24 protein-coding genes and 1 riboswitch are annotated in these 26,487 nt (G+C 34.9%); of the genes, 19 read left to right on the top strand and 5 right to left on the bottom strand.

The features are described 5' to 3' along the window. Positions 1 to 193 precede the first annotated feature (193 nt). Positions 194 to 988, top strand: coding sequence for a 3-keto-disaccharide hydrolase (locus tag ACEN2H_RS07475; RefSeq protein ID WP_441731699.1), 795 nt, complete (start codon positions 194 to 196; stop codon positions 986 to 988). A 97-nt stretch (positions 989 to 1,085) separates the two neighbouring features. Here the strand turns inward: ACEN2H_RS07475 and ACEN2H_RS07480 are convergent, their stop codons facing one another. Genes ACEN2H_RS07480 through ACEN2H_RS07495 form a run of 4 tightly spaced genes read right to left on the bottom strand, consistent with a single transcriptional unit; the run spans position 1,086 to position 7,321 of the window. Then, positions 1,086 to 2,486 carry an efflux transporter outer membrane subunit gene (locus tag ACEN2H_RS07480; RefSeq protein WP_441731700.1) on the bottom strand — a complete coding sequence of 467 codons (1,401 nt, stop codon included), beginning with the start codon at positions 2,484 to 2,486 and terminating at the stop codon, positions 1,086 to 1,088. Next, positions 2,476 to 5,649, bottom strand: coding sequence for an efflux RND transporter permease subunit (locus ACEN2H_RS07485; protein ID WP_441731701.1), 3,174 nt, complete (start codon positions 5,647 to 5,649; stop codon positions 2,476 to 2,478). Before ACEN2H_RS07485 ends, ACEN2H_RS07480 begins: the two co-directional genes overlap by 11 nt. Before the next feature lie 31 nt (positions 5,650 to 5,680). Beyond that, a complete protein-coding gene (locus ACEN2H_RS07490; RefSeq protein ID WP_441731702.1) occupies positions 5,681 to 6,802 on the bottom strand; it encodes an efflux RND transporter periplasmic adaptor subunit in 1,122 nt (373 codons plus the stop codon). Positions 6,803 to 6,820: 18 nt separating this feature from the next. Then, positions 6,821 to 7,321 carry a GbsR/MarR family transcriptional regulator gene (locus ACEN2H_RS07495; RefSeq protein ID WP_441731703.1) on the bottom strand — a complete coding sequence of 167 codons (501 nt, stop codon included), beginning with the start codon at positions 7,319 to 7,321 and terminating at the stop codon, positions 6,821 to 6,823. Between the two features lie 202 nt (positions 7,322 to 7,523). Between ACEN2H_RS07495 and ACEN2H_RS07500 the strand changes: the two genes are divergently transcribed. From ACEN2H_RS07500 to ACEN2H_RS07555, 12 genes are all read left to right on the top strand, one after another. Continuing rightward, positions 7,524 to 8,765 (top strand): HD domain-containing protein, encoded by a 1,242-nt coding sequence (locus ACEN2H_RS07500; protein WP_441731704.1) that lies wholly within the window; start codon positions 7,524 to 7,526, stop codon positions 8,763 to 8,765. Between the two features lie 28 nt (positions 8,766 to 8,793). Then, the gene (lpxD, locus tag ACEN2H_RS07505; RefSeq protein ID WP_441731705.1) at positions 8,794 to 9,837 is read left to right on the top strand and encodes a UDP-3-O-(3-hydroxymyristoyl)glucosamine N-acyltransferase; all 1,044 of its coding nucleotides are present in this window, start codon (positions 8,794 to 8,796) and stop codon (positions 9,835 to 9,837) included. Further along, positions 9,830 to 11,218, top strand: a complete 1,389-nt coding sequence (locus ACEN2H_RS07510; protein ID WP_441731706.1) for a bifunctional UDP-3-O-[3-hydroxymyristoyl] N-acetylglucosamine deacetylase/3-hydroxyacyl-ACP dehydratase — start codon at positions 9,830 to 9,832, stop codon at positions 11,216 to 11,218. Before lpxD ends, ACEN2H_RS07510 begins: the two co-directional genes overlap by 8 nt. A gap of 83 nt (positions 11,219 to 11,301) precedes the next feature. Further along, positions 11,302 to 12,087 carry an acyl-ACP--UDP-N-acetylglucosamine O-acyltransferase gene (gene lpxA, locus ACEN2H_RS07515; protein WP_441731707.1) on the top strand — a complete coding sequence of 262 codons (786 nt, stop codon included), beginning with the start codon at positions 11,302 to 11,304 and terminating at the stop codon, positions 12,085 to 12,087. 80 nt (positions 12,088 to 12,167) lie between these two features. Next, on the top strand, positions 12,168 to 12,734 hold the full coding sequence (efp, locus tag ACEN2H_RS07520; RefSeq protein ID WP_441731708.1) for an elongation factor P: 567 nt from the start codon (positions 12,168 to 12,170) through the stop codon (positions 12,732 to 12,734). 62 nt (positions 12,735 to 12,796) lie between these two features. Then, entirely contained in the window at positions 12,797 to 13,726 is a 930-nt protein-coding gene (locus ACEN2H_RS07525) for a UDP-3-O-(3-hydroxymyristoyl)glucosamine N-acyltransferase (RefSeq protein ID WP_441731709.1), read from the top strand. A 2-nt stretch (positions 13,727 to 13,728) separates the two neighbouring features. After that, positions 13,729 to 14,091, top strand: a complete 363-nt coding sequence (locus tag ACEN2H_RS07530; protein WP_441731710.1) for a nuclear transport factor 2 family protein — start codon at positions 13,729 to 13,731, stop codon at positions 14,089 to 14,091. A gap of 85 nt (positions 14,092 to 14,176) precedes the next feature. Beyond that, positions 14,177 to 15,049, top strand: a complete 873-nt coding sequence (gene sucD / locus ACEN2H_RS07535) for a succinate--CoA ligase subunit alpha (RefSeq protein WP_441731711.1) — start codon at positions 14,177 to 14,179, stop codon at positions 15,047 to 15,049. Between the two features lie 89 nt (positions 15,050 to 15,138). Next, entirely contained in the window at positions 15,139 to 15,561 is a 423-nt protein-coding gene (locus ACEN2H_RS07540) for a hypothetical protein (RefSeq protein ID WP_441731712.1), read from the top strand. 117 nt (positions 15,562 to 15,678) lie between these two features. Then, positions 15,679 to 15,775: riboswitch (SAM-I-IV-variant riboswitch) on the top strand. Positions 15,776 to 15,835: 60 nt separating this feature from the next. Next, the gene (locus tag ACEN2H_RS07545) at positions 15,836 to 17,158 is read left to right on the top strand and encodes a Na+/H+ antiporter NhaC family protein (protein ID WP_441731713.1); all 1,323 of its coding nucleotides are present in this window, start codon (positions 15,836 to 15,838) and stop codon (positions 17,156 to 17,158) included. A gap of 186 nt (positions 17,159 to 17,344) precedes the next feature. Further along, positions 17,345 to 18,091 (top strand): 3-oxoacyl-[acyl-carrier-protein] reductase, encoded by a 747-nt coding sequence (fabG, locus tag ACEN2H_RS07550; protein ID WP_441731714.1) that lies wholly within the window; start codon positions 17,345 to 17,347, stop codon positions 18,089 to 18,091. 77 nt (positions 18,092 to 18,168) lie between these two features. Next, positions 18,169 to 20,196 (top strand): hypothetical protein, encoded by a 2,028-nt coding sequence (locus ACEN2H_RS07555; RefSeq protein ID WP_441731715.1) that lies wholly within the window; start codon positions 18,169 to 18,171, stop codon positions 20,194 to 20,196. Positions 20,197 to 20,250: 54 nt separating this feature from the next. On the opposite strand, the gene ACEN2H_RS07560 is transcribed toward ACEN2H_RS07555, so the two are convergent. Next, positions 20,251 to 20,988, bottom strand: coding sequence for a YoaK family protein (locus tag ACEN2H_RS07560; RefSeq protein ID WP_441731716.1), 738 nt, complete (start codon positions 20,986 to 20,988; stop codon positions 20,251 to 20,253). A 96-nt stretch (positions 20,989 to 21,084) separates the two neighbouring features. Between ACEN2H_RS07560 and ACEN2H_RS07565 the strand changes: the two genes are divergently transcribed. The 6 genes from ACEN2H_RS07565 to ACEN2H_RS07590 all read left to right on the top strand — a co-directional run bounded on the left by ACEN2H_RS07565 (position 21,085) and on the right by ACEN2H_RS07590 (position 26,485). Further along, entirely contained in the window at positions 21,085 to 22,089 is a 1,005-nt protein-coding gene (locus ACEN2H_RS07565; RefSeq protein ID WP_441731717.1) for a zinc dependent phospholipase C family protein, read from the top strand. Between the two features lie 635 nt (positions 22,090 to 22,724). Beyond that, a complete protein-coding gene (locus ACEN2H_RS07570; protein WP_441731718.1) occupies positions 22,725 to 23,159 on the top strand; it encodes a thioredoxin family protein in 435 nt (144 codons plus the stop codon). A gap of 7 nt (positions 23,160 to 23,166) precedes the next feature. Beyond that, the gene (locus ACEN2H_RS07575) at positions 23,167 to 24,156 is read left to right on the top strand and encodes an FAD:protein FMN transferase (protein WP_441731719.1); all 990 of its coding nucleotides are present in this window, start codon (positions 23,167 to 23,169) and stop codon (positions 24,154 to 24,156) included. Then, positions 24,149 to 24,358 (top strand): DUF4266 domain-containing protein, encoded by a 210-nt coding sequence (locus tag ACEN2H_RS07580; protein ID WP_441731720.1) that lies wholly within the window; start codon positions 24,149 to 24,151, stop codon positions 24,356 to 24,358. Before ACEN2H_RS07575 ends, ACEN2H_RS07580 begins: the two co-directional genes overlap by 8 nt. An 8-nt stretch (positions 24,359 to 24,366) precedes the next feature. Then, entirely contained in the window at positions 24,367 to 25,809 is a 1,443-nt protein-coding gene (locus tag ACEN2H_RS07585) for a DUF3570 domain-containing protein (RefSeq protein ID WP_441731721.1), read from the top strand. A gap of 13 nt (positions 25,810 to 25,822) precedes the next feature. Further along, positions 25,823 to 26,485, top strand: a complete 663-nt coding sequence (locus ACEN2H_RS07590; RefSeq protein ID WP_441731722.1) for a response regulator transcription factor — start codon at positions 25,823 to 25,825, stop codon at positions 26,483 to 26,485. Positions 26,486 to 26,487 lie beyond the last annotated feature (2 nt).

Consider the following 26,487-nt stretch of genomic DNA (forward strand, 5'->3'; position numbering starts at 1 on the left):
AAAGCAAAGATATTTACTTATTTTGTATGTTTGTAAAACTTAAAATGTTAAAGTCCGATTATTAGGGGGTTAGACCACAACAGCGAAGGAATGTTTATCTAAATAAATTGATAATAACATTGTGTTTTTTCAGATTTAGTGTAAAAACAGAGCGGTTTTATTATATTTTTATCCTTTATTAAATTAAGTAGTTATGAAATCAAGAAAAATAAGTGGTTATTTTGGAATAGTAGTTTTGTTTTCGAGTACAGCTCTAATGGCGCAGCATACGGTAATTGATACCCCACCAGAAGTATCACCTATGGCAATGAAACCAGAAATGACTGAAATTTGGGAACCGGAAGTAAAAATAGTTACACCAGGAAAAAAGCAAGGAGAGGCACCTTCGGATGCCATTGTCTTATTTAATGGTAAAAACATGGATGAATGGGTAAGTCAAAATGATATTGAAAAACCTGCTGTATGGAAAATTGTTGATAACGATTATATGGAGGTAGTTTCTGGTTCAGGCGGAATTCAGACAAAAATGCAATTCGGCGATTGTCAATTACACATAGAGTGGAGTGCTCCAGATGTGGTGGTAGATGGTGGACAATGGCGAGGGAATAGCGGTGTATTTTTTCAAAACAGATATGAACTACAAGTATTGGATTCCTATAACAATAGAACGTATAGCAATGGGCAAGCAGGAAGCATCTACAAAGATCATCCGCCCTTAGTTAATGCAATGAAAACACCTTTAGAATGGAATAGTTATGATGTTGTTTACACCGCACCACGTTTTAAAGCGAATGGATTGATTGATGCTCCAGCAAGAATAACTGTTTTTCATAATGGTGTTTTGGTACAAAATAATGCAACTATCAATGGATTGACCCTTTACTCAGGTTTACATAATTATCCTTCCTCTCACGGAGAAGATGTGATTTCGTTACAAGAACATGGTTGCAAAACACAATTTAGAAATATCTGGATAAGAAGATTGTAAAAAGCATATTTATTTTCATAAAAAAGGCCACTAAGTACAATACTTAGTGGCTTTCTTCGAATTAATTAACCTATTATAATTTTATCAAGTTTTACTATTATTGCCATCCACCACCAAGGGCTCTATACAATTGAACTACTGCTTTGTATTGTTGGAATTTATTATCTACTAAACTTAATTGAGCATTTAAAGCAGCATCTTTAGCAGTTAATACTTCCAAGTAATTAGCTAAACCGTAGGTTAATAATTCTTCTGAGTAATTACTTGCTTTTATTAATGCGTCTGCCTGTTTTTCACGAATCGTAATTTTATAAGTTTCGTTTTTGTATTGCGCTAGTGCATCCGAGACTTCCTTGCCCGCCGTAAGTAAGGATTGCTCAAATTGTAAATAGGCTTTTTCCTGATTAGCTTTGGCGATCTCCAACGCGGTTTTTACTTGCCTTCTATTGAAAATGGGTTGTGTTAATCCTGTAATAACATTTGCAAAAATAGAATTGGCGCTAAACCATTCCTTTATGTCAATACTTTGAAAGCCACCACTAGCAGTTAATGTTAAACTTGGATAAAAACCACTTTTTGCAACGTTAGTCATTTCAAAGTTGGTAATCAGATTGTACTCAGCAGCAATAACATCAGGCCTGTTTCGCAACAAATTAGCTGGAACACCAATTGTTATTGCGGGTTGCATATTTTGAGATTCAAAAGTATCACGTTCAATTTTTGCCGAGGGCTCAGCTAATAGTGTGCTAAATGTGTTTTCAAGGATGACAACACTGTTTTTTAAATCGGCAATAATGATCTCCGTGGCGTATTTTTGTGCCTCGGTTTGTTTTACACCAACTTCAGTAACATTCCCCGCTTTTTTCAATGCTAAAATCGTTTCGACACTTTTCTCACGATTAATTAAAGTTTCTTCGGCCACCTTAATTTGTTCATCAACTGAAACTAATTGGTAATAAATCGTGGCTATATTTGCAATTAATTGCGTTTTTATAGCTTGATTTACTGCTGTTGTTTGTAGGTATGCGGCGTTAGTTGCGCGTTTATTACTTCTTATTTTACCCCAGATATCAGCTTCCCACGAGAGACTCCCTCCTAATTGGTACTGGTCAACATCGAGAGTTTGCAAGAACGTACCAGATTGGCTATTTTTTGATATAGATTGATGTGTCCAATCAGCCCCTACAGATAGGCTAGGGAAGTAGCCCGCTTTTCCCTGTTTCATTGTGGCTTGTGCGGCAATAATATTTTGCATAGCGATGCGCACATCCAGATTATTTTGTAATCCTTTTGAAATGTATCCCTGTAAAAGGGGATCGGTAAAAACCTTGTCCCAAGAGACATTAGCTAATGAAGTAGTGTCTGATAACACTACTTCATTTCGATACAAATTTTCCGTTTTTAATTCTGGTCGTTTATATTCTTTAGCAACAAAACACGACTGCATTACCGTTGCTGTCACAGTTAATACTGCGATTCTGTATATTTTATTTTTCATTTTCTTTATCTAAAGGTGCAACATCATTTTTTTGATTAACTACTATTGGTTTACCGCTAATACGTTCTTGCAAGCCTTGGAAGATTACAAATAAAACAGGAATAACAAATATCCCTAATAGGGTACCTACTAACATTCCTCCTACAGCTCCCATACCAATGGAACGGTTACCTACAGCACCTACTCCAGAAGCTAGTGCCAATGGTAATAGACCGAAGATGAAAGCCAATGAGGTCATTAAGATAGGACGTAAACGAGCACGTGCTCCTTCGATCGCCGCTTTTGTTAAGTCCATGCCATTGCGTCGCCTTTGTATGGCGAACTCGACAATCAAAATAGCATTCTTGGCGAGTAATCCAATAAGCATAATCAGGGCGACTTGAAAGTAGATGTTGTTTTCTAATCCTGCTATATAGACAAAACCAATTGCTCCTGATACACCAACTGGTAATGAAAGTAGTATAGATAGCGGAACTAAATAACTTTCATACTGAGCACTTAGTAAAAAGTACACAAATATCAAACTTAATAAAAACACACCAATTGCTTGATTTCCTGCTATAATTTCTTCTCTGGTTAATCCGGAAAACTCATAAGTATAGGTTTTGGGTAAATGTTGTGCAGCAACTGCCTGAACAGCTTTAATGGCGTCACCACTACTAAATCCGGGATTTGATTTCCCGTTTACATTTACAGATTTTAACATATTAAAACGAGAGACAGCTTCAGGACCGTAAATTCTTTTAAAATCTACGAACTGACTTATCGCTACTTTTTGTCCACTGTTATTAACTACATAGATGTTGTTAATAGATTCAAGGTTAGCACGATCTTCAGATTTTGCCTGAATCATTACGCGGTATTGCTTACCAAACTTGTTAAAGTCGGTTGTGTACAAACCACCATAGTACCCCTGCATTGTATTAAATATTGTTGTAATTTCAACACCCGCATCCTTAGCTCTCTCCACATTAACGTCCATCTGATATTGAGGAAAATTAGGATTGAAATTAGTAATGGCGTACTGTATTTCAGGTCGCTTCATTAATTCCCCAAGAAACTCATTGCTCACTTTACTTATAGTTTGCCAATCATCATTTCCTTTGTCTTCAATTTTTAATTCAAAACCATCAGTAGTACCTAATCCTCTAATGCTTGGAGGGGTAAAAAATAATATCTTAGCACTTTTAATATCTGCAGTTTTAGCAAATAATTGTTTTACTACAGCATCTACAGATTGATCATCCTCGGTACGTTCCCCCCAGTCTTTCAATTTAATTACGGAGAAAGAATAGGAACCTCCGTTAATATTATTTAGCAGACTAAAACCTACAATGTTTATTCTTGCTTCTACAAGATCCATGGATTCAAGTATAGAATCTAATTCTTGAACCGTTTTTTGCGTATTTTCTAGAGTAGAACCGGGAGGTAATGTCACATCGGCAAAGATGATTCCGCGGTCTTCATTTGGTATAAATCCTGAAGGTGTGACTTGGAAAAGAAAGACCGTAATTCCAGAAAACACAAAAAGAGCCACGACAACGATCCATTTTTTGCGAGTTAAAAATCCTAATGATTTCACATATTTTTTATTCATTCGATCAAAATTGGTATTGAAAGCAATGAAAAAACGATCTTTAAAATTTGCATTATGATGTTTAGAGTCTGCATGCGGTTTCAACAGTAACGCACACAAAGCAGGACTTAAAGTCAAAGCATTTACCGCAGAAATCAAAATAGCGATTGCTAAAGTAATGGAAAACTGTTGGTAGAATACTCCTGCCGGTCCACTTAAAAAGGAAACGGGAATGAATACTGCTGACATTACAAGTGTAATCGAAATAATGGCTCCAGAAATTTCACCCATTGCAGAGAGAGTAGCTTCTTTAGCTGATTTTGCACCTTCGTCTAGTTTTGCATGGACGGCCTCGACGACGACAATAGCATCATCGACGACAATTCCAATGGCAAGAATCATGGCAAATAATGTCAACATATTGATCGAGAATCCAAATAATTGTAGGAAAAAAAACGTACCAATAATAGCTACTGGAACCGCAATTGCCGGAATTAGCGTAGATCTAAAATCTTGCAAGAATAAATAAACTACTAAGAAAACCAATAAAAAGGCTTCAATCAAAGTACTTATTACTTTATCAATTGAAGCATCCAAAAATGTTTTAGAATTGTATGGTATGATATAATCAATTCCTGCAGGAAAATCAGGTTTAGATTCTTCTAAAATAGACATTATTTCAGTCGCTATATCTTGAGCATTCGAACCAGAAGTTTGAAAAACTCCCACTACTACACCTTTTTTACCCATGGCTATATTCTTGGTTCCGTAATTGAAAGCACCAAGTTCTACCGTTGCAACATCTTTAAGTCTCAGGAAATTACCATTTCCAATTGATTTTATTATAATATTTTCGTACTCTTTTACTTCACTAAGTCTTCCCTTATATTTAATTACATATTCGTAAATACCTTCAGCATTTGCGCCAATTTTACCAGGAGCTGCCTCCACGTTTTGTTCTTGCAAAGCAGCCTGAACATCTTGTGGTGCGATATTATAACTGGACATTTTCTCGGGATCGATCCATATTCGCATCGAATAATCCTTAGCTCCAATTACGTTTACCTGACCAACTCCTTTTACACGTTGTAATTTTGGAACCAAATTAATTTTAGCGTAGTTCTGAATATAAACTTCGTCATAGTCTTTATTGTTCGAATACAAAGCAAAGAACATTAAAGCACTATTTTGACTTTTAATCGTGGTTACCCCCGTTTGAACTACCGATGATGGCAATTTACTTGTGGCTCTTGCAACTCTATTTTGAACGTTTACCGCAGCAATATCGGGATCTGTCCCCAATCCAAAATAAACAGAAATATTTGCGGATCCGTCATTTGCAGCTGTCGAAGTCATATAAGTCATACCTTCAACACCATTTATTTCTTCTTCTAGCGGAATGACTACACTATTTAATACAGTTTCTGCATTAGCTCCAGTATAAGTCGCTGAAACCTGAACGGTAGGCGGAGCAATCTCAGGATATTCTTCGACGGGTAAGGACATCAATCCTAAAACACCCAAAATGGTAATTATGATTGATATTACTGTTGAGAGTACAGGTCTCTCTATAAAAGTTTTTAACATTTTATTTTCTTTATGCGATTATTGCTTTTGTTTATTTTATTGTCGAAGGAGTAGCAACCACTTTAGATTGACCTTCATGTGGGCTTGCTGATTTAGGAATAATTTGCATTCCATCTTTAAGTTTCGAAGCTCCTTCAATTACAACTACATCATCGCTATTAAGGCCATTAACTACAATAAAATTCAATTCTGAAGTTCCATTGGTTTCAATAATTCTTGACTTTACTTTATTTCCTTGCTCAACAGCATACACTATTTTATTTCCTTGTACTTCAAAAACAGCTCTTTGAGGTACGACAACCACATCGTTCTGTACTATTGGTAAACGAATAATTCCACTACTACCACTTCTTAAAAGCCCCTTTGGATTCTTGAAATCAGCTCTAAATTCAGTTGTGCCTGTTGTAGGGTTTACTAATCCATTCATAGTAGTAATTCTACCTTTTTGTTCGTATTCTGAATCGTCAACTAATATTAAAGAAACTTCAGGAGTTGACTTTAGTGCATCGGCAGCAGTCGTTCCATTAAAAATTTTATTAAAGGAGAGCAGTTGTTTTTCATTCATAGTAAAATAGGCGCGTACATTCCTAGTATCGGAAACAGTTGTTAAAGCCATTTCAGAAGTAGGATTAACTAAGCTACCTTCTTTATAGGGAAGGCTACCAATCACGCCGTTTACAGGAGAATAGATAGTGCCATAACCAATGTTTGCTACAACACTTCCATAAGCGCTTTTAGCTTGCGCTAATCGGGCTTTAGCAGTTTCTAATTGTACATTACTAATAATGTTTCGATCTACAAGTGGCTTTAAGCGATCCACTTCAACTTGAGCAGCTTGAACCATCGCTTTTGAAGCAGAAGCATCTTGGTTAAGCATTTGTGTTTCTAATTTAAAAAGGATTTGTCCTTTTTTAACTAGTTGTCCTTCATCTACATATATTTTCTCGATAAAACCATTCACCTTTGGTCGTATTTCTACATTTTGCTGTCCTTCAATATTAGCAGTAAATTCTTGGTAAACGGTAGCATCTTCCTTAACTATTTTTTGAACAGCAAACGGTACTGGTCCTTGTAATGGTGGTTGTTCTGCTTTTTTTCCACAAGATGAAAATATGAGTAAAACAGCTATTATTGGGAATGAAATTTTCTTCATTTTATTGAATTTTATTTATTAATTGTTACTATTGGTATTATTTATTTCTATCTTTTTAAATTCAGCTATTGTTTTTTGAAGTGATTTTTCAACTTCTAACAGATGATTTTTATACGAAATGATATTTTCCAGATTGCATTGTTCTTCAATCGAAGAGGCTGTTTTTTTTCGATAATCATGCATTTTATTAATGACGATACTTTCTGCTTCTATCATTTTTAAGTAACTAGTTAATCTGTTACTTAATGGAGCTGATTTAAAATATTTTTTTCTGTCGCCTGTTATTGTAATATAATATATCCGTTCCATTTTAAGGAGCAAATTGATATTGGTTGATATAGAACTTTTACTTGCTGCTAGTTTTGCGACTATGTTTTCAAAACATAATCCTGATTTGCACCCATCAACAATTAATAGCCCCAAAATCCTTCCAGCTAATGGAGGAATTTTATATAAAGACTCAAAATGAATACCAAGTATTTCAATGATTTCCTCTCTTTCTTTTTGGAGATTGTCCATACAAATTTTTTGTAAATGTACGATTGGTTCGTAAAAGACCGAACCAATCGAACTTAATGTTATGTTAATTTTATCAGAATTGCTGTTTTCTAAATTTAATGTAAGAAAACAAATCACTTTGGACTGAAACAGCTATCAGATACCCCTTTTTATTAATAAGGTCTAAATTTGACTATATTTGTTGACCTAAAATAAAGTTATAGTGAGTCAAATCAATAAGCTAAAAATATTTAATGATCCCATTTATGGGTTCATCACCATCCCGAATGCATTAATTTACGACCTAATACAACATCCTTATTTCCAGCGTTTAAGAAGGATTTCTCAAATGGGATTATCTTACTTAGTATATCCAGGGGCGAATCATACCCGTTTTCATCACGCTTTGGGCTGCATGCATTTGATGCAAAAGGCAGTAGAAGTACTCCGTTTTAAAGGGGTTTCTATCAGCTCTGAAGAGGAAAATGCCTTGTATATTGCCATTTTGTTACACGATATAGGGCACGGACCATTTTCTCATGCGATGGAAAGAAGTATCGTGGAGGACGTACATCATGAGGAAATTTCGTTGTTGTTTATGCATCAATTGAATGTAGAATTTAATGGTCAGTTAAATTTAGCCATTCAGGTGTTTGAAGGAGATTATCATAGAAAATTCATGTTGCAGCTTATATCGAGTCAATTGGATATGGATCGAATGGATTATTTAAAACGTGACAGCTTCTACTCAGGCGTTGCGGAAGGAAATGTCAATTCGGAGCGATTAATCCAAATGATGAATGTGGTGGATGATGTTTTGGTTATTGAAGAAAAAGGAATCTATTCAGTAGAGAAATTCCTAATGTCTAGGCGACTGATGTACTGGCAGGCTTATCTGCATAAAACTAGTTTGGTAGCGGAGTTAATTTTGACCAGAATATTAAAACGTGCCAAAGAACTTACATTAAAAGGAGTGACTTTGCCTTGCAGTGATCCGCTATTGTTTTTTTTACAAAACAAAATTACACTGGCAACATTCGATACAGAGACTTTGGATTTGTTTTCTCAATTGGATGATTTTGATATTATTAGCGCTTTAAAGTCATGGCAACGCCATGAAGATTTTATTTTATCGTCGTTAAGCAAGATGATCATCAATAGGGATTTATTGAAAATAAAATTAACAAGTGAAAAAGTGCCTGTAGAAGACTTACAGCCTTTGAAGGAACGTTTTGCTTTGGAAAATAACATAAGTATTGCGGAAACTAATTTTTTTATTTTTAAGGGAAAGATAAAAAATCAAGCTTATAGTAAGGTTCAGGAACCAATCCGAATTTTGAAAAAAGACAGGACTGTCGAGGATGTAATAGAATCTTCTGACCAGCTGAATTTAAAATCATTATCGAAATCGGTTACTAAATATTACATTTGTTTCCCAAAACAACTTGTAGAAATCAACATTTAAAATCTATTTTTTTTATATTTTTGTCGGGATGAAATTTACAGCAGAACAAATAGCAGTGATATTGGAAGGTGAGGTCGTTGGGAATCCCAATGCTGAAGTTCATGAGTTATCTAAAATTGAAGAAGGAAAAATGGGTTCATTGACTTTTTTATCGAACCCTAAATACAATGGCTTCATTTATAAAACAGAGGCTACTATTACGATAGTGAATAAAACCTTTGAAGCAGAAGCAGAAATAAAAACAACATTAATAAAAGTTGATGATGCCTATATGGCTTTTTCAAAATTATTAGAGTTTTATGATCAGGCGAGGGGAAACAAAATCGGAATAGAACAGCCATCGATTATTTCGGAAAACACTAAATATGGCAAAAATTTATATTTAGGCAGTTTTAGTTATCTAGGTTTAAACGTCGTGATTGGTGATAATGTTAAGATCTATCCTAATTGTTTTATCGGGGATAACGTTTTAATTGGGGATAATGTGATTATTTTTGCAGGTGCAAAAGTATATTCAGAAACGGTGATCGGAAACAATTGCACCATTCATTCTGGTGCTATAATTGGTGCGGATGGTTTTGGTTTTGCGCCTAATACTGACGGCACGTTTAAAAAAATACCCCAAATTGGCAACGTTATTATAGAAGACAATGTGGATATTGGTTCTTGCACTACCATAGATAGGGCAACAATGGGCTCTACCATTATAAGAAAAGGGGTAAAACTTGACAATCAAATTCAGATTGCCCATAATGTCGAAATAGGCGAAAACACAGTGATTGCCGCGCAAACGGGTATCGCTGGTTCCACTAAAATTGGTAAAAATGGCATGATCGGTGGACAAGTAGGAATTGCAGGGCATTTAATTATAGGAAATAATGTTCGAATTCAAGCGCAATCTGGTGTTGGCAGGAATATTAAAGATGATGAAATCTTGCAAGGAAGTCCAACATTTGGTTACAATGATTTTAGTAAATCATATGTCTATTTTAAAAACTTGCCGAAAATTGTCGCAGACATAGAAGAATTAAAGAAACAAATAATAAAACAAAAAAAAGGGAATAATGGTTAAACAGAAGACTATCAAGGCAGAAATCTCTCTTACTGGAGTCGGTTTACACACCGGTAAAGAAGTCGAAATGACTTTCAAGCCGGCTCCAATCAATAATGGATTCACTTTTGTAAGAGTAGACCTAGAGGGGCAGCCTGTTGTTGAAGCTGATGCGAATTATGTTGTTAATACACAAAGAGGAACCAATTTAGAAAAACTAGGAGTAAAAATCCAAACCCCAGAACATGTTCTGGCGGCATTAGTGGGTTGCGATTTGGACAATGTGATTATCGAGTTAAATGCTTCTGAGCTACCCATAATGGATGGTTCTTCCAAGTACTTTGTGGAAGCTCTCGAAAAAGCTGGAGTCGAAGAGCAGAATGCAAAACGAAAGGTATATGTAGTAAAAGAAGTTATTTCTTTTACTGATGAAGAATCGGGAAGTGAAATATTGATTATGCCAAGTGACCATTATTGCGTTACTGCCATGGTTGATTTTGGCACTAAAATATTGGGTACGCAGAATGCCAATATGAAAAGTATTGCTGATTTTAAAACGGAAATATCTGAATCAAGAACCTTTAGTTTTTTACATGAATTAGAGGAATTGTTAGACAATGGTTTAATTAAAGGAGGCGACTTGAATAATGCCATCGTATATGTTGATAAAGAGATATCTGAATCTACAATGAAGAACTTGAAGGAGGCATTCAGAAAAGACACCGTTAACGTAAAATCTAATGGAATATTAGACAACCTTACTTTGCATTATCCTAATGAAGCTGCTCGACACAAGCTGCTGGATGTAGTTGGAGATTTAGCTTTGATTGGAACAAAAATACAAGGTAAAGTTATCGCTAACAAGCCAGGTCATTTTGTTAATACTCAATTTGCTAAGAAAATGGCAAAAATTATTAAAATAGAACAAAGAAATTACGTTCCAGTTTTTGACTTAAATTTGGAGCCTTTGATGGATATTCACAAAATTATGTCAGTGCTTCCTCATCGACCTCCATTTTTGTTGATTGATAGAATTATAGAGATGTCTGAAAGTCATGTGGTTGGAATGAAAAATGTGACAATGAACGAAAATTTCTTTGTAGGCCATTTTCCAGAAGCTCCAGTTATGCCAGGTGTTTTAATTGTTGAAGCCATGGCACAAACCGGAGGGATATTAGTGTTAAGCACTGTTCCGGATCCAGAAAACTATTTAACTTACTTTATGAAAATAGACAGCGTCAAATTCAAACACAAAGTGTTACCTGGTGATACTTTGATATTTAAATGCGATTTAATTACGCCTATCAGAAGAGGGATTTGTCATATGCAGGCGAACGCTTACGCGAATGGAAAGCTGGTTGCAGAAGCAGAATTAATGGCTCAAATTGCCAAAAAGCAATAAATTTAAAATTAGGGTAAGAAACACGGAATTAAACGTTCAAATTTTTTATCACGAATATAAAAAAAAAACATAAAAATAAGTAGATGAATCAACCCTTAGCATATGTTCATCCTGGCGCGAAAATAGCCAAAAATGTTGTCATTGAGCCTTTTACGACTATTCATAATAACGTAGTTATTGGCGATGGAACATGGATAGGTTCTAATGTTACCATTATGGAAGGCGCAAGAATTGGAAAAAATTGTAATATATTTCCTGGAGCAGTTATATCTGCAATTCCACAAGATTTAAAGTTTGGTGGAGAGGAGTCACTTGCTATCATTGGTGACAACTGTACCATTAGAGAGTGCGTTACAATCAACCGTGGTACGATAGCATCTGGTCAGACAACACTCGGAAAGAATTGTTTGGTTATGGCAACGGCACATATCGCCCATGACTGTCATATCGGTGACAATGTAATAATTGTAAATGGTGTGGCCTTAGCAGGACATGTAACTGTTGGTAAATTTGCTGTTATTGGCGGATTGGCAGCAGTGCATCAGTTTATCCATATTGGCGACCATGCCATGATTTCTGGCGGTTCATTAGTTAGAAAGGACGTTCCCCCATTTACAAAAGCGGCGAAAGAGCCTTTGTCTTATGTTGGGATTAATTCTGTAGGCCTTAGAAGAAGGGGTTTTACAACTGAAAAAATTAAAGAAGTTCAAGACATTTATAGAATTTTGTACCAAAAAAATTATAACACTACACAGGCAATAGGAATTATTGAAGCGGAGATGGAAGCAACTCCTGAACGTGACGAAATCTTGGATTTCATCAGAAATTCATCTAGAGGAGTTATGAAAGGATACACTGGAAATTATTAAAAAAATTAGTTGTTTGATTTTTTATATATTAGACAAATAAACGAATCAACAAATAGACGAATCAATAAAAAAACAATAAAATGGCTTCTACATCAGACATCAAAAATGGATTGTGCATTAAATATAACAATGACATCTACAAAATCATCGAATTTCTTCATGTCAAGCCAGGAAAAGGGCCTGCTTTTGTAAGGACGAAACTTAGAAGTTTAAGTAATGGAAAAGTATTGGACAATACCTTTTCAGCAGGACATAAAATTGAAGAAGTACGAGTTGAAAACCATAAGTTTCAATATTTATATCCTGAAGGGGATGATTTTCATTTTATGAATACTGAAAACTTCGAGCAAATATCTTTGAATAAAAATATTTTGGATTCACCAGATCTATTAAAAGAAGGAGAAACCGTAATGGTAAGTATCAATACAGAGACTGATTTGCCTTTATCAGTAGATATGCCGCCTTCAGTTATTCTTGAAGTAACATATGCTGAACCTGGAATTAAAGGAAATACGGCTACAAATGCCACAAAATCAGCAACTATGGAAACAGGTGCTACCATAAACGTGCCTTTATTTATAAATGAAGGAGATAAAATAAAGATAGATACTGCGTCAGGTTCTTACATGGAACGCGTTAAAGAATAGCTTGCAATGGTCAGTATTCAGTTTGCAATTGGGCTGAATACTGATCTATGAACACTAAATTTATGAAATTTAATAAAGTACATTCTTTACAAGAAATCGCAAATTTGCTTAAGTGCGAATCTATAGGTGATAAGAATTTTGAAGTTTTAGGTATGAACGAAATTCATGTCGTAGAAAGAGGAGATATCGTTTTTGTCGATCATCCTAAGTACTATGATAAAGCATTAAAATCAGCTGCAACTATTATTCTAATTAATAAAAAAGTAGATTGTCCTGAAGGAAAAGCGCTTCTGATATCTGACGATCCTTTTAGGGACTTTAATAAGCTAACGAAGCATTTCAAACCTTTTCAGTCCTGTAATGTATCAGTTGCTGCTTCAGCGATAGTGGGTCAAGGGACTGTAATACAGCCAAATAGTTTCGTAGGAAACCACGTTGTTATTGGTAGAAACTGTATGATACATTCTAATGTTTCTATATATGACTATACCGTCATTGGAGATAACGTAATTATTCACGCCGGTACCATTTTAGGTGCTGATGCTTTTTATTATAAAAAGCGAGAGGAAGGTTTTGATCAATTACTTTCGTGCGGTAGGGTAGTAATAAAAGATAATGTAGGAATTGGTGCCCTTTGTACTATTGACAAAGGAGTTACTGGTGACACAATCATTGGTGAAGGAACAAAAATTGATAATCAGGTGCATGTAGGTCATGACACAGTGATAGGAAAAAAATGTTTGATAGCTTCCCAGACAGGTATCGCAGGTTGCGTAATTATTGAAGATGAAGTTACGATCTGGGGACAAGTAGGTACTACAAGCGGAATAACAATTGGAGAAAAAGCCGTAATTCTTGGTCAAACAGGAGTAACAAAATCAGTAGAGGGAGGGAAAACTTATTTTGGAACTCCGATAGAAGAGTCTAGAGAAAAGTTGAAGCAATTGGCCAATATTAAAAAGATCCCAGAGATTTTAAATAAATTGAAATAATTATGACAGCAAAAGAAATCGTTCAAGAGTTCTACAAATCAGATGCTCTTTTAGACAGTGCCGTTCTTAAGGAATTTTTACATCCTGATGTAGTAGTAGATTGGAATAGTAGTAAGGGTTTCATACAGCTGAATTTTGATTCGCTTGTGAATTTATCCGATGAACTAGCTAAAGCTTACGTTCGTTCTAAAATAAGAATAAGCCACATTATCGCAGAAAACGATATGATTACTGTGCGTTATGCCCATTTTGTAAAAACAGTAGAGAATCCAAGGGAAGAGATGTTGTTGGCAAATTTTATATCAATTTGGCAAATAAAAGACAATAAATTACACAGAGGTTATCAAATGAGTCAAATATCATAATATATTTTGATAGGAAAGGTGTCAGATAATTTTCAAAACCTTACTTTTGCAGCACAATTTTTAAAAATCACATAAAATATATATCATGAGTGTTTTAGTTAATAAAGATTCCAAAATTATTGTTCAAGGTTTTACAGGAAGCGAAGGAACTTTCCATGCTTCTCAAATGATCGAGTACGGTACTAATGTTGTTGGTGGTGTAACTCCGGGAAAAGGGGGTACTACTCATCTAGATCGTCCAGTTTTCAATACGGTAAAAGACGCAGTTGAACAAGCTGGTGCTGATACAACTATTATTTTTGTACCACCTGCTTTTGCAGCTGATGCAATAATGGAAGCTGCAGACGCTGGAATAAAAGTGATTATAGCAATTACGGAAGGAATCCCCGTAGCTGATATGATTAAAGCAAATGCTTACGTAAAAGAAAGAAGCGCAAGGTTAATTGGGCCAAACTGTCCAGGTGTTATTACTCCAGGAGAGGCTAAAGTTGGTATCATGCCGGGTTTTGTTTTCAAAAAAGGAACTGTAGGTATCGTATCTAAATCTGGAACTTTGACTTACGAAGCAGCTGATCAAGTGGTAAAACAAGGATTAGGAATCACTACAGCTATCGGTATTGGTGGAGATCCTATCATTGGAACAACTACGAAAGAAGCAGTGGAATTGTTGATGAATGACCCGGAAACTGAATGTATCGTAATGATAGGTGAAATAGGTGGTCAATTAGAAGCTGATGCTGCGCATTGGATTAAAGCAGATGGTAACCGCAAACCAGTTGTAGGTTTCATTGCAGGAGTTACCGCTCCAGCAGGAAGAACAATGGGTCATGCAGGTGCTATCGTAGGCGGATCTGACGATACGGCAGAAGCTAAAAAACAAATCATGAGAGAATGTGGAATACACGTTGTGGATTCTCCAGCTGAAATTGGTAAGAAAGTAAAAGAGGTTATTGGATAATTGAAAAATTATTAATGATTTCAATTCATTATAAAAATGCCTCACTGTGTTCTGTGAGGCATTTTATTTAAAATTAATACAAAAGAAAGATGCACAAAGAATTGAAAAAGTTTAAAGTAAGCGATAGTTTTACTTTTACAGCAGCTGATAGTTTAGAACAAGTTTGCAATGCTTCTGAAGGAAGTGGCGTATTTTTGGTTTATTCAGTTGGAGATGAAAAAGAGTTGATCATGGTAGGTTCTACTGGAACTGTTCAAAATGACGGCTCTTTGAAAATCAAAAATGGTGGTTTGAAAGAAAAAATTGTTGAAGGGCATCAATTTGCAAAAACAGGAAGAAAATATTCTTGGCCAGCACAAATGGCTAAAGAAGATATCAGTACTTTAGAAGTAGTGTGGTATGAAACATTCAACGATAAGTCGAAAGGGATTCCAACATTTGTAGAAGGACAAGTTTTACAAAACTTTTTAGATGAAAACGGAAGGCTACCAAAATGGAATGTCGCTTTTTAAAACAAAATAGTATTCTCGTTTGAATAAACGATTCTAATATTGCGCTGCATTTTGTGGCGCTTTTTTTTTTTTTTTGATAAAAGAGAAATGATTTCATAAAGAATTAAGTACTTTTGCCACCGTTATCACGAATCCTTTAATAGGATAGCAACCTGCAAAGACAAGCAAGGTGCTAAAACGATAAGCCAAACTCTTTGGAAAAAATGTTGTTTTACATTCCCATTCTTTTTAGCTGTAGTTTTTCGTTATCATTATTTCATTTTAAAACTACTTTATGACCCATTCATTGAAAGAAAAAGGAAGTGCCTACGCTTTAATTCCCTTATTGATTTTCATTTTTACGTTTTTAGGAGCTGGTATTTGGCTAGATGACTTTTATTCTTTACCCGCCCCAGTTGCAGTATTAATTGGCATTATTGCTGCTTTTCTTATGTTCAGGAGCTCAGCCGATGAAAAATCTGCTACTTTGATAGCTGGTTGCGGAGAGAGTAAAATTATGACCATGTGTTTAATTTATCTTTTGGCTGGAGCGTTTGCTGTTGTCAGTAAAGCAACGGGAGGTGTAGATGCTGTTGTAAACCTTGGCATCAATACTATTGACGTCGCGTATTTTCCTTTAGGCATCTTTTTAATTGCAGCATTTCTATCGACAGCTACAGGAACTTCTGTGGGTGCTATTGTTGCTATAGGGCCTATAGCTGTTAATCTAGCTAATTCTAGCGGAGCATCACTGCCTCTGATTGCAGGCGCTTTGCTGGGAGGCTCAATGCTAGGGGATAATCTTTCGATGATTTCGGACACTACAATTGCCGCGACTCAATCTCTAGGTTGTGAATTGAAGGATAAATTCAAGATAAATTTGTTTATCGCTTTTCCTGCAGCAGTTATTACTATTTTGCTGTTTTTCTATTTGGGATTAAACTCAGATATAATAGCTGTGCCGATTCCTAAGAGCAGTTTTGAATGGATTACCATTATTCCATATGTTTTAGTCATTGTCCTTGCATTGGTTGGTGTAAATGTTTTTTCGACATTGATTATTGGAACACTATTGGCTGGAGTGATTGGCTATTTTGGAAATCATTTCACTCTATTGGTATTTGCCCAAAAAATATATGAAGGATTTACGAGTATGACCGAAATATTTTTATTATCGATGCTAACTGGCGGTTTAGCCGCGATGGTGGATAAAGCTGGAGGAATTGATTACATATTACATCAGATCAAGAAACGCATTAAAAGCAAAAAATCGGCGCAGGCCGGAATAGGTGCATTGGTTGGTTTTACCAATGTGGCTATTGCCAATAATACGGTTTCGATTGTTATAACAGGTGGAATTGCGAAGGAAATCAGTGATGAATATGCATTGAGTCCTAAAAAAACGGCTGCAATACTTGATATCTTTTCCTGCGTTATTCAAGGAATTTTACCTTATGGAGCACAAGTATTGTTGATTCTAAGTTTTGCTGATGGTAAACTTGATTTTATGGACTTACTGACCAACGCTTGGTATCATCTGTTTTTATTGGTTTTTACCTTAGTTGCGATTTATAGTTCTTTCTGGGATAAATTAGTGAAGCGTTTTCTTGATATTTAAAAATCATAAAATTTAGATGCTAAATGAAATTGAAATTTTTTTTAAAAAAGGAATTATTCTATATTTGAACACTATAAGATAGCCCTGATAGCAGTGGAAATCCTTTTATGTACGCGACAGCGGACATAAAAGATTGAAGCGGATAGCAGGAATAGCTTCAAATAAAAATTAAATTAATTTTCGAATATGAAATTACTAGAAGGAAAAGTGGCCATTATAACAGGAGCAAGTCGCGGAATTGGAAAGGGAATTGCAGAAGTTTTTGCAAAACATGGAGCAAATGTTGCTTTTACATACAGTTCATCTGTTGAGTCTGCTTTAGCATTAGAAAACGAATTGAATGCTTTGGGTATTAAAGCAAAAGGATATCAGTCAAACGCTGCCGATTTTAACGAGGCGCAAACTATGGTTGATGCTGTAATTGCTGATTTTGGTACTGTGGATATTTTGATCAATAATGCTGGCATAACTAAAGACAATTTGCTAATGCGAATGTCTGAAGCAGATTTTGATAAAGTTATAGGCGTGAACTTAAAATCAGTTTTCAATATGACGAAAGCTGTTCAAAGAACTTTACTAAAAAAACGTTCAGGGTCTATCATTAATATGAGTAGTGTGGTGGGAGTAAAAGGAAATGCAGGTCAAACAAATTATGCAGCTTCTAAAGCAGGAGTTATTGGTTTTACAAAATCTGTAGCACTTGAGTTGGGTTCTCGTAACATTCGTTGTAATGCAATTGCACCCGGATTCATTGAAACGGAAATGACGTCAAAATTAAATGCAGATGTGGTTCAAGGATGGAGAGATGGAATTCCATTGAAACGTGGTGGCACGACTGAAGACGTTGCCAATGCTTGCCTTTTCTTAGCTTCGGATATGAGTTCTTATATTTCTGGACAAGTATTGAATGTATGTGGAGGAATGCTTACCTAAAATTATTTTAAATTATAAATGATGAATTTTAAATGATCTAAAAGTTCTGAATTTGCACTATATTTAAATAAAAAAGAATGACTTTAAATACAACACTATTAATAGTTCTTTCCTTGTTAGTAGCTGGAATTTTATCGTTTTTCCAATATTATTACAAAGCCGAAAACAAATCGAAATTGATTTTGTTTTTGGCTTTTTTGCGATTTATATCCATTTTTGGTGTGCTGCTATTGCTGATCAATCCTATAATTACTAAGAATTCAACAGAGATAGTAAAACCTCTATTATCAGTCGTGGTTGACAATTCAAGCTCGATAGTAGCTTTGAATGCAGATAAAACCTCCGTTGAAGTGTATCAAACATTAGTCAATGATAAACGCTTGCAGGAGAAATTTGACGTTCAGTCGTATCGATTTGATAGTGAATTTCAGGAATCGGATAAATTTGATTTTAAAGGCACGCAAACCAACTTAGACTTGATTGCTACAAATCTTAAAAAGAATAATAGAAATAAAATCTTTCCCACAGTTATTATTACCGACGGAAACCAAACTTCCGGGAACGATTACGTGTATAGTTTTGATACTTCCAATAAAGTGTTTCCCATAGTTCTAGGAGATACCACAAAGGTATTTGATCTAAAAATAAATCAACTGAATGTAAATAAATATGCATTTTACAAAAACAAATTTCCTGTAGAAGTGTTTTTGCAGTATTCGGGAGGCAAAAACATATCTGCAGATTTTACTATATCGCAAGGGAATTCAGTTTTGGCTAAGGAAAAAATTGAGTTTACACCATCTAAAAAAACGGCTGTCATCAATGTATTGTTACCGGCAAATAAAGTGGGCTCGCAAGTTTTTAAAGCTACTATTTCTTCCATGGAAATGGAGATAAACACCTATAATAACACTAAAAATTTTGCTATAGAGGTCATGGATCAGAAGACAAATATAGCTATCATCTCGTCTTTAAATCATCCTGATGTTGGTTCTTTAAAACGAGCAATTGAATCTAATGCACAGCGTAAGGTTACCGTTTTTAAACCTCAGGATATAAAACAATTGCGTGATTATGATGTTTTAATAATTTACCAGCCAACTGCTGAATTTAAACAGGTTTTTGAAGAAAATAAATCGGCTGGGATTAATACATTTATAATTACGGGAACGAACACTGACTTCTCATATTTAAACCAGCAACAAAATAGCTTAGAATTTAAGATGAGTAACCAGAAAGAAGATTATTTAGCCGCATTCAATCCCCAGTTTAATCTGTTTGCTCTAGATAATATTGACTTTGAAAATTTTCCGCCTTTAGAGAATAAGTATGGAACTGCAGCTGTTACCGGAAACGTTTCTGTTTTGCTATATTCAAAAATAAGAAATCTAGAAACCAATTTGCCTTTAATGGCTTTTGGGGAAACCCAAGGTAGGCGTACAGCTTTCCTTTTGGGCGAAAATATTTGGAAATGGCGACTACAAAGTCATGTCGAAAATCAATCCTTTGAGAAATTTGATATTTTTATCGACAAAACAATACAGTTTTTGGCATCTAACAATTCCAAAAAATCTTTGGTTGTCAATCATGAAAGTTTTTATAATTCGGGAGAAGCTATTGAAATTAGCGCGCAATATTTTAACAAAAATTATGAATTCGATGAAAAGGCACGCTTAAGTATTTCTTTAGTCAACACAGAGACTAAGGAGGTCAAGAACTATGAATTATTAAAAAGTGAGAACTTCTATAAAGTAAACCTAGATGGACTGATTGCAGGTAATTATAAGTTTTCCGTCAAAGAACTCAATTCAATGACAAGCTATTCCGGTCGTTTTGAAATTTTAGATTTTGATATAGAAAAACAGTTTGTGAATCCTGATTTTGAGAAACTGAAGCAATTGGCAACTCAAACGAGTGGGAAAGGGTACTTATCGAATCAAGTAGATAGCTTAATTAAAAGTCTTTTGGATGATGAAGATTATAAAGCAATAGAAAAAAACAATTCTACAAGGACTCCTTTGATTGATTGGTCTTGGTTGTGTCTTTTTATCGGCCTGACGCTTGCTGCGGAATGGTTTGTGAGAAAGTATAATGGCTTACTGTAAATGTTATTAATCATTTATTAGGAAGTCCATTTTCGCATTAGGGATATACCTTTATTAAATGTTGTGTGTGAATTTTTTCCTTCTTATTACGAAGAATTTCAAGCGGATGTAATCATAAATGAGCGCTATTAAAAGAAAAAAAGATCCAACAAAAAGTGTTTTTATTTCAATAAACGTATACAAAAATCCTCCAGAAATACAACCAATAAAAAAGAAAACAATTATCGACAAGCGCAAGTAGATGCTGGCGTTCAGCCTTTTTCTTTCATTCTTATGCTTATAGAAAAACAACTGTGATAACTCGATGCCTAAATCAGTGAAAAGCCCAGTTAAATGCGTTGTTCTTACCGTTGATTTAGATATTTTTGTCACTAAGGCATTCTGGATTCCCATGCCAAAAAGCATAGAAAAGGCTATCAGTTTCCCTTCAAGTGAAGACAAATCAGATTGCATGCCAAAAAAACCGACTGTGGTCAAAATTGCAATCTCGAGTGCGATTGGGATTACATGTGGTAAACCTGGTCGTTTAATTGCAACCAATTCAGACAAAAAATTAGACGTGAAGGCTCCCATTAAGAAGAAAAGAGTAAAAACAAAAAAGCTGAACGCTGCGGCATAGTTGTATTTGATCACTTCTTCTGCGAAAAAAGCGAAGTGCCCCGTAACATTTGTTGTTAAGGTATTTACGGCCAAAACTCCAGTGATATTTACTATTCCCGCAACAAATGAAAGTAAAGTGGCCAAACGTAAGTCATGGATGAAAGTTCTGTTTTTTCCTTGATGGCGAAACATATTTGTATATTTTTCTTTAAATTAAAATAATCTTAAACTCATTGTCTTCGAATTGTACAAAAAAAAATACATTTGTACCACATAAAATTAAATGTAATGAAAAAATTTAAGTTTAAGCCTACGATGTTGGTGTTAACTGCAGTAGCTATTTCTTTCCTGAGCCTATCGTGGGGTATTGTGGGGCACGAAAGAATCAATAAAGCAGCAGTTATGGCACTTCCAAAACCACTGCAAGTCTTCTTTTACAACCATATTGACTTTATTACCCAAGAATCAACTGTTCCGGACCTGAGGAAATATATTCTGCAAGACAAAGCAGAGAACCCAAGACATTATTTTGACATGGAAAACTTTGGCTCTGTTGATAGTTTCCCTAAAACTATGGTCGAAGCTAAAAAGAAATATGACGAAAAGTTTTTGTCTAAAAATGGAACTCTGCCGTGGCATATTCAAGACATGATGGCTAAACTAACTACTGCTTTTAAAGAAAAACGTAAATCAGAGATCTTATTTATAGCGGCAGATTTAGGTCATTATATTGCTGATGCCCACATGCCTTTGCATACTTCAGACAATCACGATGGTCAAAAATCTGATCAAAAGGGAATCCATTCTTTATGGGAAAGTAGATTACCGGAGTTGTTTGTAAAAGATTATAAATTTACGGTAGCTCCTGCACACTATTATGAGGACGTTGACAAGGCGACCTGGGAAATAATTCATGATACACATAGTTTAGTACCTGTATTGTTGGCTGCTGATAAAGGACTGAGGACGTCTTTGGGTGTACATGAGATTTTTGTAACAGATGCGCAAGGTGCTGTTGTGAAAAACAAATACAATGGAGTAAAATATACAGATGATTACGCTGGGCAATTTCACACCGCGTTAAACGGAATGGTGGAAAGCCAGATGAAGAAAGCAGTAACTGCAACTGCAAGTTTCTGGTATACGGCTTGGGTAAATGCAGGAAAACCTGATTTGAGTAATTTAGATGTAGATGTGCTTACAAAGCGTAATAGCAAGGCATTAAAAAATGACATAAAACTTTTCAAAAAAGGAGAATTATTCGGAATTGAAAGCGATAAAGACGCAGAATAAAAGATTTTAAGCAAATAATTATAAGCCTGTGAATTCAATTTCATAGGATCATAATTATTTGCTTTATTTTGAGGTGTTTTCCTTGTATTCACTATATACGATGCTGGTTGGCAGAGCTTAAGAGATTTGTTAATTAAGTTTCTATTTAGCTAGGAGTTTCTAATCGTAATATACTTAAAATGATTTTTGAAAGTTATCTAAGAATTGAAGGTAACTGCGATTCCTATAATTATTTCTTATGCAATATAGAAGCCAAGATCGAATAGTTTTTAATAAAAGCTATAGGCTTGTATTCCGCTATTAAATAACTTCTATCGGATTGACCTGCCTTTAGCATTCTAAATACTAAAAGTAAAAAAAACTGAAAGTAATTATGTAACAGGATGAAGGAGGTTTGTAATTTTATAAAATATCTGCAACATAAAAAATAAGCAAGCTATATCTGTTTTACAAAAGACATCGTAATTTCTTTTATAAGATTAAATTATGGGGTAGGACGAACTACTGATTTACTCAGCTATGTATTCTTAATTTACGCTTAAGAACAATGAATTCAAGAATAAGTTGCAGTGATTTAAGTTAAATTTGTAACATATTTAAGTATTAAATAGTGATTAAGTTTAAAATTAAATAAAATGAAAAATAAAATAGCCTTCTTATTACTGTTCTTCGCAACAGTAGGGTATTCACAAAATTGGAAAACTGACTTTAGCCAAACTACGGCGGAAGCCATAGCGCAAAACAAGCCAATTATTTTGGTTTTTTCGGGTTCGGATTGGTGCGCTCCGTGCATAAAATTGGATAAAACAATTTGGCAATCTGAGGCATTTAAAAAGTATGCATTAACAAATTACATCCTTCAGAGGGCTGACTTTCCTAAAAAGAAACAAAATCAATTGCCTGAAGAATTAAAAAAACAAAATCAAAGTCTAGCGGAAAAATATAATCAGGAAGGGATTTTTCCTTTGGTAGTTGTTCTAGATGGAAAAGGAAAAGTATTAGGAAAAGAGAGTTATAAAAATGTAACTCCTGAAGAATATATAGACACACTTAATTCTTTTCTAAAATAAATTGCTAATGAAAAGATCAGTTTTATTATTGTTTTTATTAAGTTTTATGTTTGCCTCATCGCAGGCCACACATAGAAGAACTTTATCAATGCTTGGAAGTCCTTTTGAAATGACCATAGTTGCTAAAGATACTCCAGAAGCTGACAGCTATATAGATATGGCAGTAGCCGAAACGACTCGATTAGAACATTTGATTTCCGACTGGATCCCTACAACTCCAATTTCTGAAGTAAATAGAAATGCAGGGATCAAAGCTGTAAAAGTACCCCAAGAGGTATTTGATCTGGTACAACGAGCTATTAAAATATCTGAATTAACTTCAGGGGCATTCGATATCAGTTACGCTTCAATGGATAAAATATGGAAGTTTGATGGTAGCATGACTAAGATGCCAACGCCAGAAGAAATCAAAAACTCCGTTTCAAGAGTAGGATACCAAAATATTATTCTGGATTCTAAAAATAACACTGTTTTTCTAAAGAATGAAGGAATGAAATTGGGTTTAGGCGGAATCGGTCAAGGGTTTATTGCTGATAAAATTAAAGCCATGTTAATTGATAAAGGAGTTGTGGCCGGAATTGTAAACATTTCAGGTGACATAAATACCTGGGGGAAGCAACTCAATGGAGACAAATGGAAAGTGGGTATCAAGAATCCTTTAAATAAAGATAAAATTTTTGCTACTTTTCCTTTAGAAGATAGCGCTGTTGAAACTTCTGGTACTTATGAAAAATATGTCACATTCAACGGTAAAAGGTACTCACATATTATAGATACTCGCACCGGTTATCCCGCTTCAGGTGTTGTTAGTGTATCTGTTTTTGCAAAATCAACTGAACTGGCCGATGCATTAGCGACAGGAATTTTTGTTCTTGGGGTTGATGTAGGGCTCGATTTAGTAAATCAACTTCCGGGTGTTGGCTGCATATACGTCGAAGAAAACGGCAAAATATCCGCATCAAAAAATATAGATTTAAAAAAATATAAAAATGAATAAATGGCCTTTTTTTCTAGTTTTATTGCTAGCGATGCAATCTTGTGTAGCAGTTAAAGAATATGATAAATTGTATATTAATGATCCTGACATGAAATTGGCGGCAAAACCTGCTGAACGGTATGAAACTAGTTTTCAGGTTTACCGCGAAGCTGCGGCTGGAGCCAATGGAGGAAAAACAGGTGGTGGTTGTGGATGTAATTAATTATAAAGATGAAAAACACACTAATTGCATTAGTTACTTTAATAAGTTTCACTGGATTTGCACAAGAAAAAGATAATCCAACTACTTTTAAAAAAAGAGTTTTAGAAAATACAGAAGTAGATTTTTTATTGAGTTATTATAAACAAGACGGAACACATTCGCCGGTTGGTGGGGGAATTGGATCAGAAAAGTTAACAGATATTGCCTCAAATATAGTAGTAGCGGTTCCTATTAATGATGATGATGTTTTAACTATAGATGTAGGAATATCTACTTATACGTCAGCGTCATCTAGTAATATCAATCCGTATAATGCTACTGGAGCATCTGGTGGCGGAGAGTATGATGATAAAATTTCAAATGGAAAGGCTGCTACTAATAGTCCTTATGGAACTCCTTGGCTAGCCTCTTCTGGAGCTTCGGCCAGTGATCAACTAGCTTCCGTTTCTGCAAATTACAGTCATAGTTCTGATAGTAGAAATACAATTTGGAACGCAGATGTTTCGTTCTCTAATGAGTATGACTATACCTCCATAGGTTTTGGAGGCGGTTTTACTAAACTTTTCAATGAGAAAAATACGGAGATAAGCTTGAAAGCCAATGCTTATTTAGATCAGTGGAGACCGATTTACCCAACAGAATTACATGAATATGATACTTACGGTTCTGGTTTTCAAAATAATGGGTTTTTCTCTGGCGTGTCTATTTTGGACCAAAATGGTGTTAAATCAACAGCTTATTCACCGTCGGCATTTACATCCTATTCAAATTCAAATCGAAATTCCTATTCGGCTTCTATTGCCTTTTCTCAAATCCTGACGAAAAAAATTCAGTTATCAGTTTTTATGGATGTTTTAAAGCAAGAGGGATTATTGGCAACGCCGTACCAGAGGGTTTATTTTGCTGATAAGGCAAACTATTATATTGGACAGTCTCAGTATATTCCTGTTTATGAAACTGCGGCTAATATAGGTGTTTATCAATTAGCAGATGATAAAGAAAGGTTGCCAAGCTCACGATTTAAAGTGCCCATAGGAGCAAGGCTTAATTTTTATATTAATGAATATGTAGTAGCAAGAACTTATTATAGGTATTATGAGGACAATTGGGGTATTAAAGCACATACTGTATCAATAGAACTGCCGATAAAAATAAGTTCAAAGTTTACTGCATACCCACTATACCGTTATTATACTCAAACGGCATCCAATTATTTCGCGCCCTACGAACAGCATCTTTCAACTGAAAAATATTATACGTCGGATTATGATCTTTCCAAATTCGGCAGTAATCAATACGGTGCCGGTTTTACGTACACCGATATTTTTACTCAAGCCAAAATTTTTATTTTAGGATTGAAATCAATAGATTTACGATTGAATCACTATGAAAGAAGCGATGGACTATCAGCAAATATTGCCTCGATGGGGTTTAAGTTTGTAATAGAATAAATACAAAGAGAAAATGCATATTTTAATAGTGGAAGATGAAGTAGGGATAGTACAGTTCCTTAAGCAAGGCTTGGAGGAAGAGGGATACGAAGTCACTACTGCTTTTGACGGAATTCAAGGCTTTGAAGTAGTTCAAACTACGACTTTTGATCTTGTTTTATTAGATTGGATGATACCAAAAATGAGTGGGTTGGATTTATGTAAAGCCATTAGAATAAAGGACAGTAATACTCCAATTATATTTTTGACAGCTAAGGATACTGTTCAGGAAACAATAGAAGGCTTGAAGGCAGGTGCTAATGATTATATAAAAAAACCTTTTAGTTTTGAAGAATTGGTAGAACGAATAAAAGTTCATTTTAGAAAAGAAAAGGAAGGTGATGTATTAGTTCTAGGAACTATATTAATAGATTTGGCGAAACATTTGGTTACAGTAGATCAGAGAGAAGTTTCTTTAACCCAAAGAGAGTTTGAATTGCTTTGTTACTTAGTAAAAAATAAAGGGAAGGTCTGCGCAAGAAACCAAATTATAGCAGATGTTTGGGATATTCACTTTGAATATGATACTGGTGTTATTGATGTTTTTATTAATGCTATCAGGAAAAAGTTAAATTTAAAAATAGAAGAAGACTATATAAAAACAGTTCGAGGAATAGGGTATATCGCAAATGACTAATA

It is taken from the genome of Flavobacterium sp. W22_SRS_FP1, from assembly GCF_052113685.1.
In the GTDB taxonomy this organism is placed as follows: Bacteria; Bacteroidota; Bacteroidia; order Flavobacteriales; family Flavobacteriaceae; genus Flavobacterium.

Excerpts from the sequence above, each read along its gene's own strand:
- ACEN2H_RS07475 (WP_441731699.1), top strand. The coding sequence starts at position 194 with ATGAAATCAAGAAAAATAAGTGGTTATTTTGGAATAGTAGTTTTGTTT.
- ACEN2H_RS07480 (WP_441731700.1), bottom strand. The coding sequence starts at position 2,486 with ATGAAAAATAAAATATACAGAATCGCAGTATTAACTGTGACAGCAACG.
- ACEN2H_RS07485 (WP_441731701.1), bottom strand. The coding sequence starts at position 5,649 with ATGTTAAAAACTTTTATAGAGAGACCTGTACTCTCAACAGTAATATCA.
- ACEN2H_RS07490 (WP_441731702.1), bottom strand. The coding sequence starts at position 6,802 with ATGAAGAAAATTTCATTCCCAATAATAGCTGTTTTACTCATATTTTCA.
- ACEN2H_RS07495 (WP_441731703.1), bottom strand. The coding sequence starts at position 7,321 with ATGGACAATCTCCAAAAAGAAAGAGAGGAAATCATTGAAATACTTGGT.
- lpxD (WP_441731705.1), top strand. The coding sequence starts at position 8,794 with ATGAAATTTACAGCAGAACAAATAGCAGTGATATTGGAAGGTGAGGTC.
- ACEN2H_RS07510 (WP_441731706.1), top strand. The coding sequence starts at position 9,830 with ATGGTTAAACAGAAGACTATCAAGGCAGAAATCTCTCTTACTGGAGTC.
- lpxA (WP_441731707.1), top strand. The coding sequence starts at position 11,302 with ATGAATCAACCCTTAGCATATGTTCATCCTGGCGCGAAAATAGCCAAA.
- efp (WP_441731708.1), top strand. The coding sequence starts at position 12,168 with ATGGCTTCTACATCAGACATCAAAAATGGATTGTGCATTAAATATAAC.
- ACEN2H_RS07525 (WP_441731709.1), top strand. The coding sequence starts at position 12,797 with ATGAAATTTAATAAAGTACATTCTTTACAAGAAATCGCAAATTTGCTT.
- ACEN2H_RS07530 (WP_441731710.1), top strand. The coding sequence starts at position 13,729 with ATGACAGCAAAAGAAATCGTTCAAGAGTTCTACAAATCAGATGCTCTT.
- sucD (WP_441731711.1), top strand. The coding sequence starts at position 14,177 with ATGAGTGTTTTAGTTAATAAAGATTCCAAAATTATTGTTCAAGGTTTT.
- ACEN2H_RS07540 (WP_441731712.1), top strand. The coding sequence starts at position 15,139 with ATGCACAAAGAATTGAAAAAGTTTAAAGTAAGCGATAGTTTTACTTTT.
- ACEN2H_RS07545 (WP_441731713.1), top strand. The coding sequence starts at position 15,836 with ATGACCCATTCATTGAAAGAAAAAGGAAGTGCCTACGCTTTAATTCCC.
- fabG (WP_441731714.1), top strand. The coding sequence starts at position 17,345 with ATGAAATTACTAGAAGGAAAAGTGGCCATTATAACAGGAGCAAGTCGC.
- ACEN2H_RS07555 (WP_441731715.1), top strand. The coding sequence starts at position 18,169 with ATGACTTTAAATACAACACTATTAATAGTTCTTTCCTTGTTAGTAGCT.
- ACEN2H_RS07560 (WP_441731716.1), bottom strand. The coding sequence starts at position 20,988 with ATGTTTCGCCATCAAGGAAAAAACAGAACTTTCATCCATGACTTACGT.
- ACEN2H_RS07565 (WP_441731717.1), top strand. The coding sequence starts at position 21,085 with ATGAAAAAATTTAAGTTTAAGCCTACGATGTTGGTGTTAACTGCAGTA.
- ACEN2H_RS07570 (WP_441731718.1), top strand. The coding sequence starts at position 22,725 with ATGAAAAATAAAATAGCCTTCTTATTACTGTTCTTCGCAACAGTAGGG.
- ACEN2H_RS07575 (WP_441731719.1), top strand. The coding sequence starts at position 23,167 with ATGAAAAGATCAGTTTTATTATTGTTTTTATTAAGTTTTATGTTTGCC.
- ACEN2H_RS07580 (WP_441731720.1), top strand. The coding sequence starts at position 24,149 with ATGAATAAATGGCCTTTTTTTCTAGTTTTATTGCTAGCGATGCAATCT.
- ACEN2H_RS07585 (WP_441731721.1), top strand. The coding sequence starts at position 24,367 with ATGAAAAACACACTAATTGCATTAGTTACTTTAATAAGTTTCACTGGA.
- ACEN2H_RS07590 (WP_441731722.1), top strand. The coding sequence starts at position 25,823 with ATGCATATTTTAATAGTGGAAGATGAAGTAGGGATAGTACAGTTCCTT.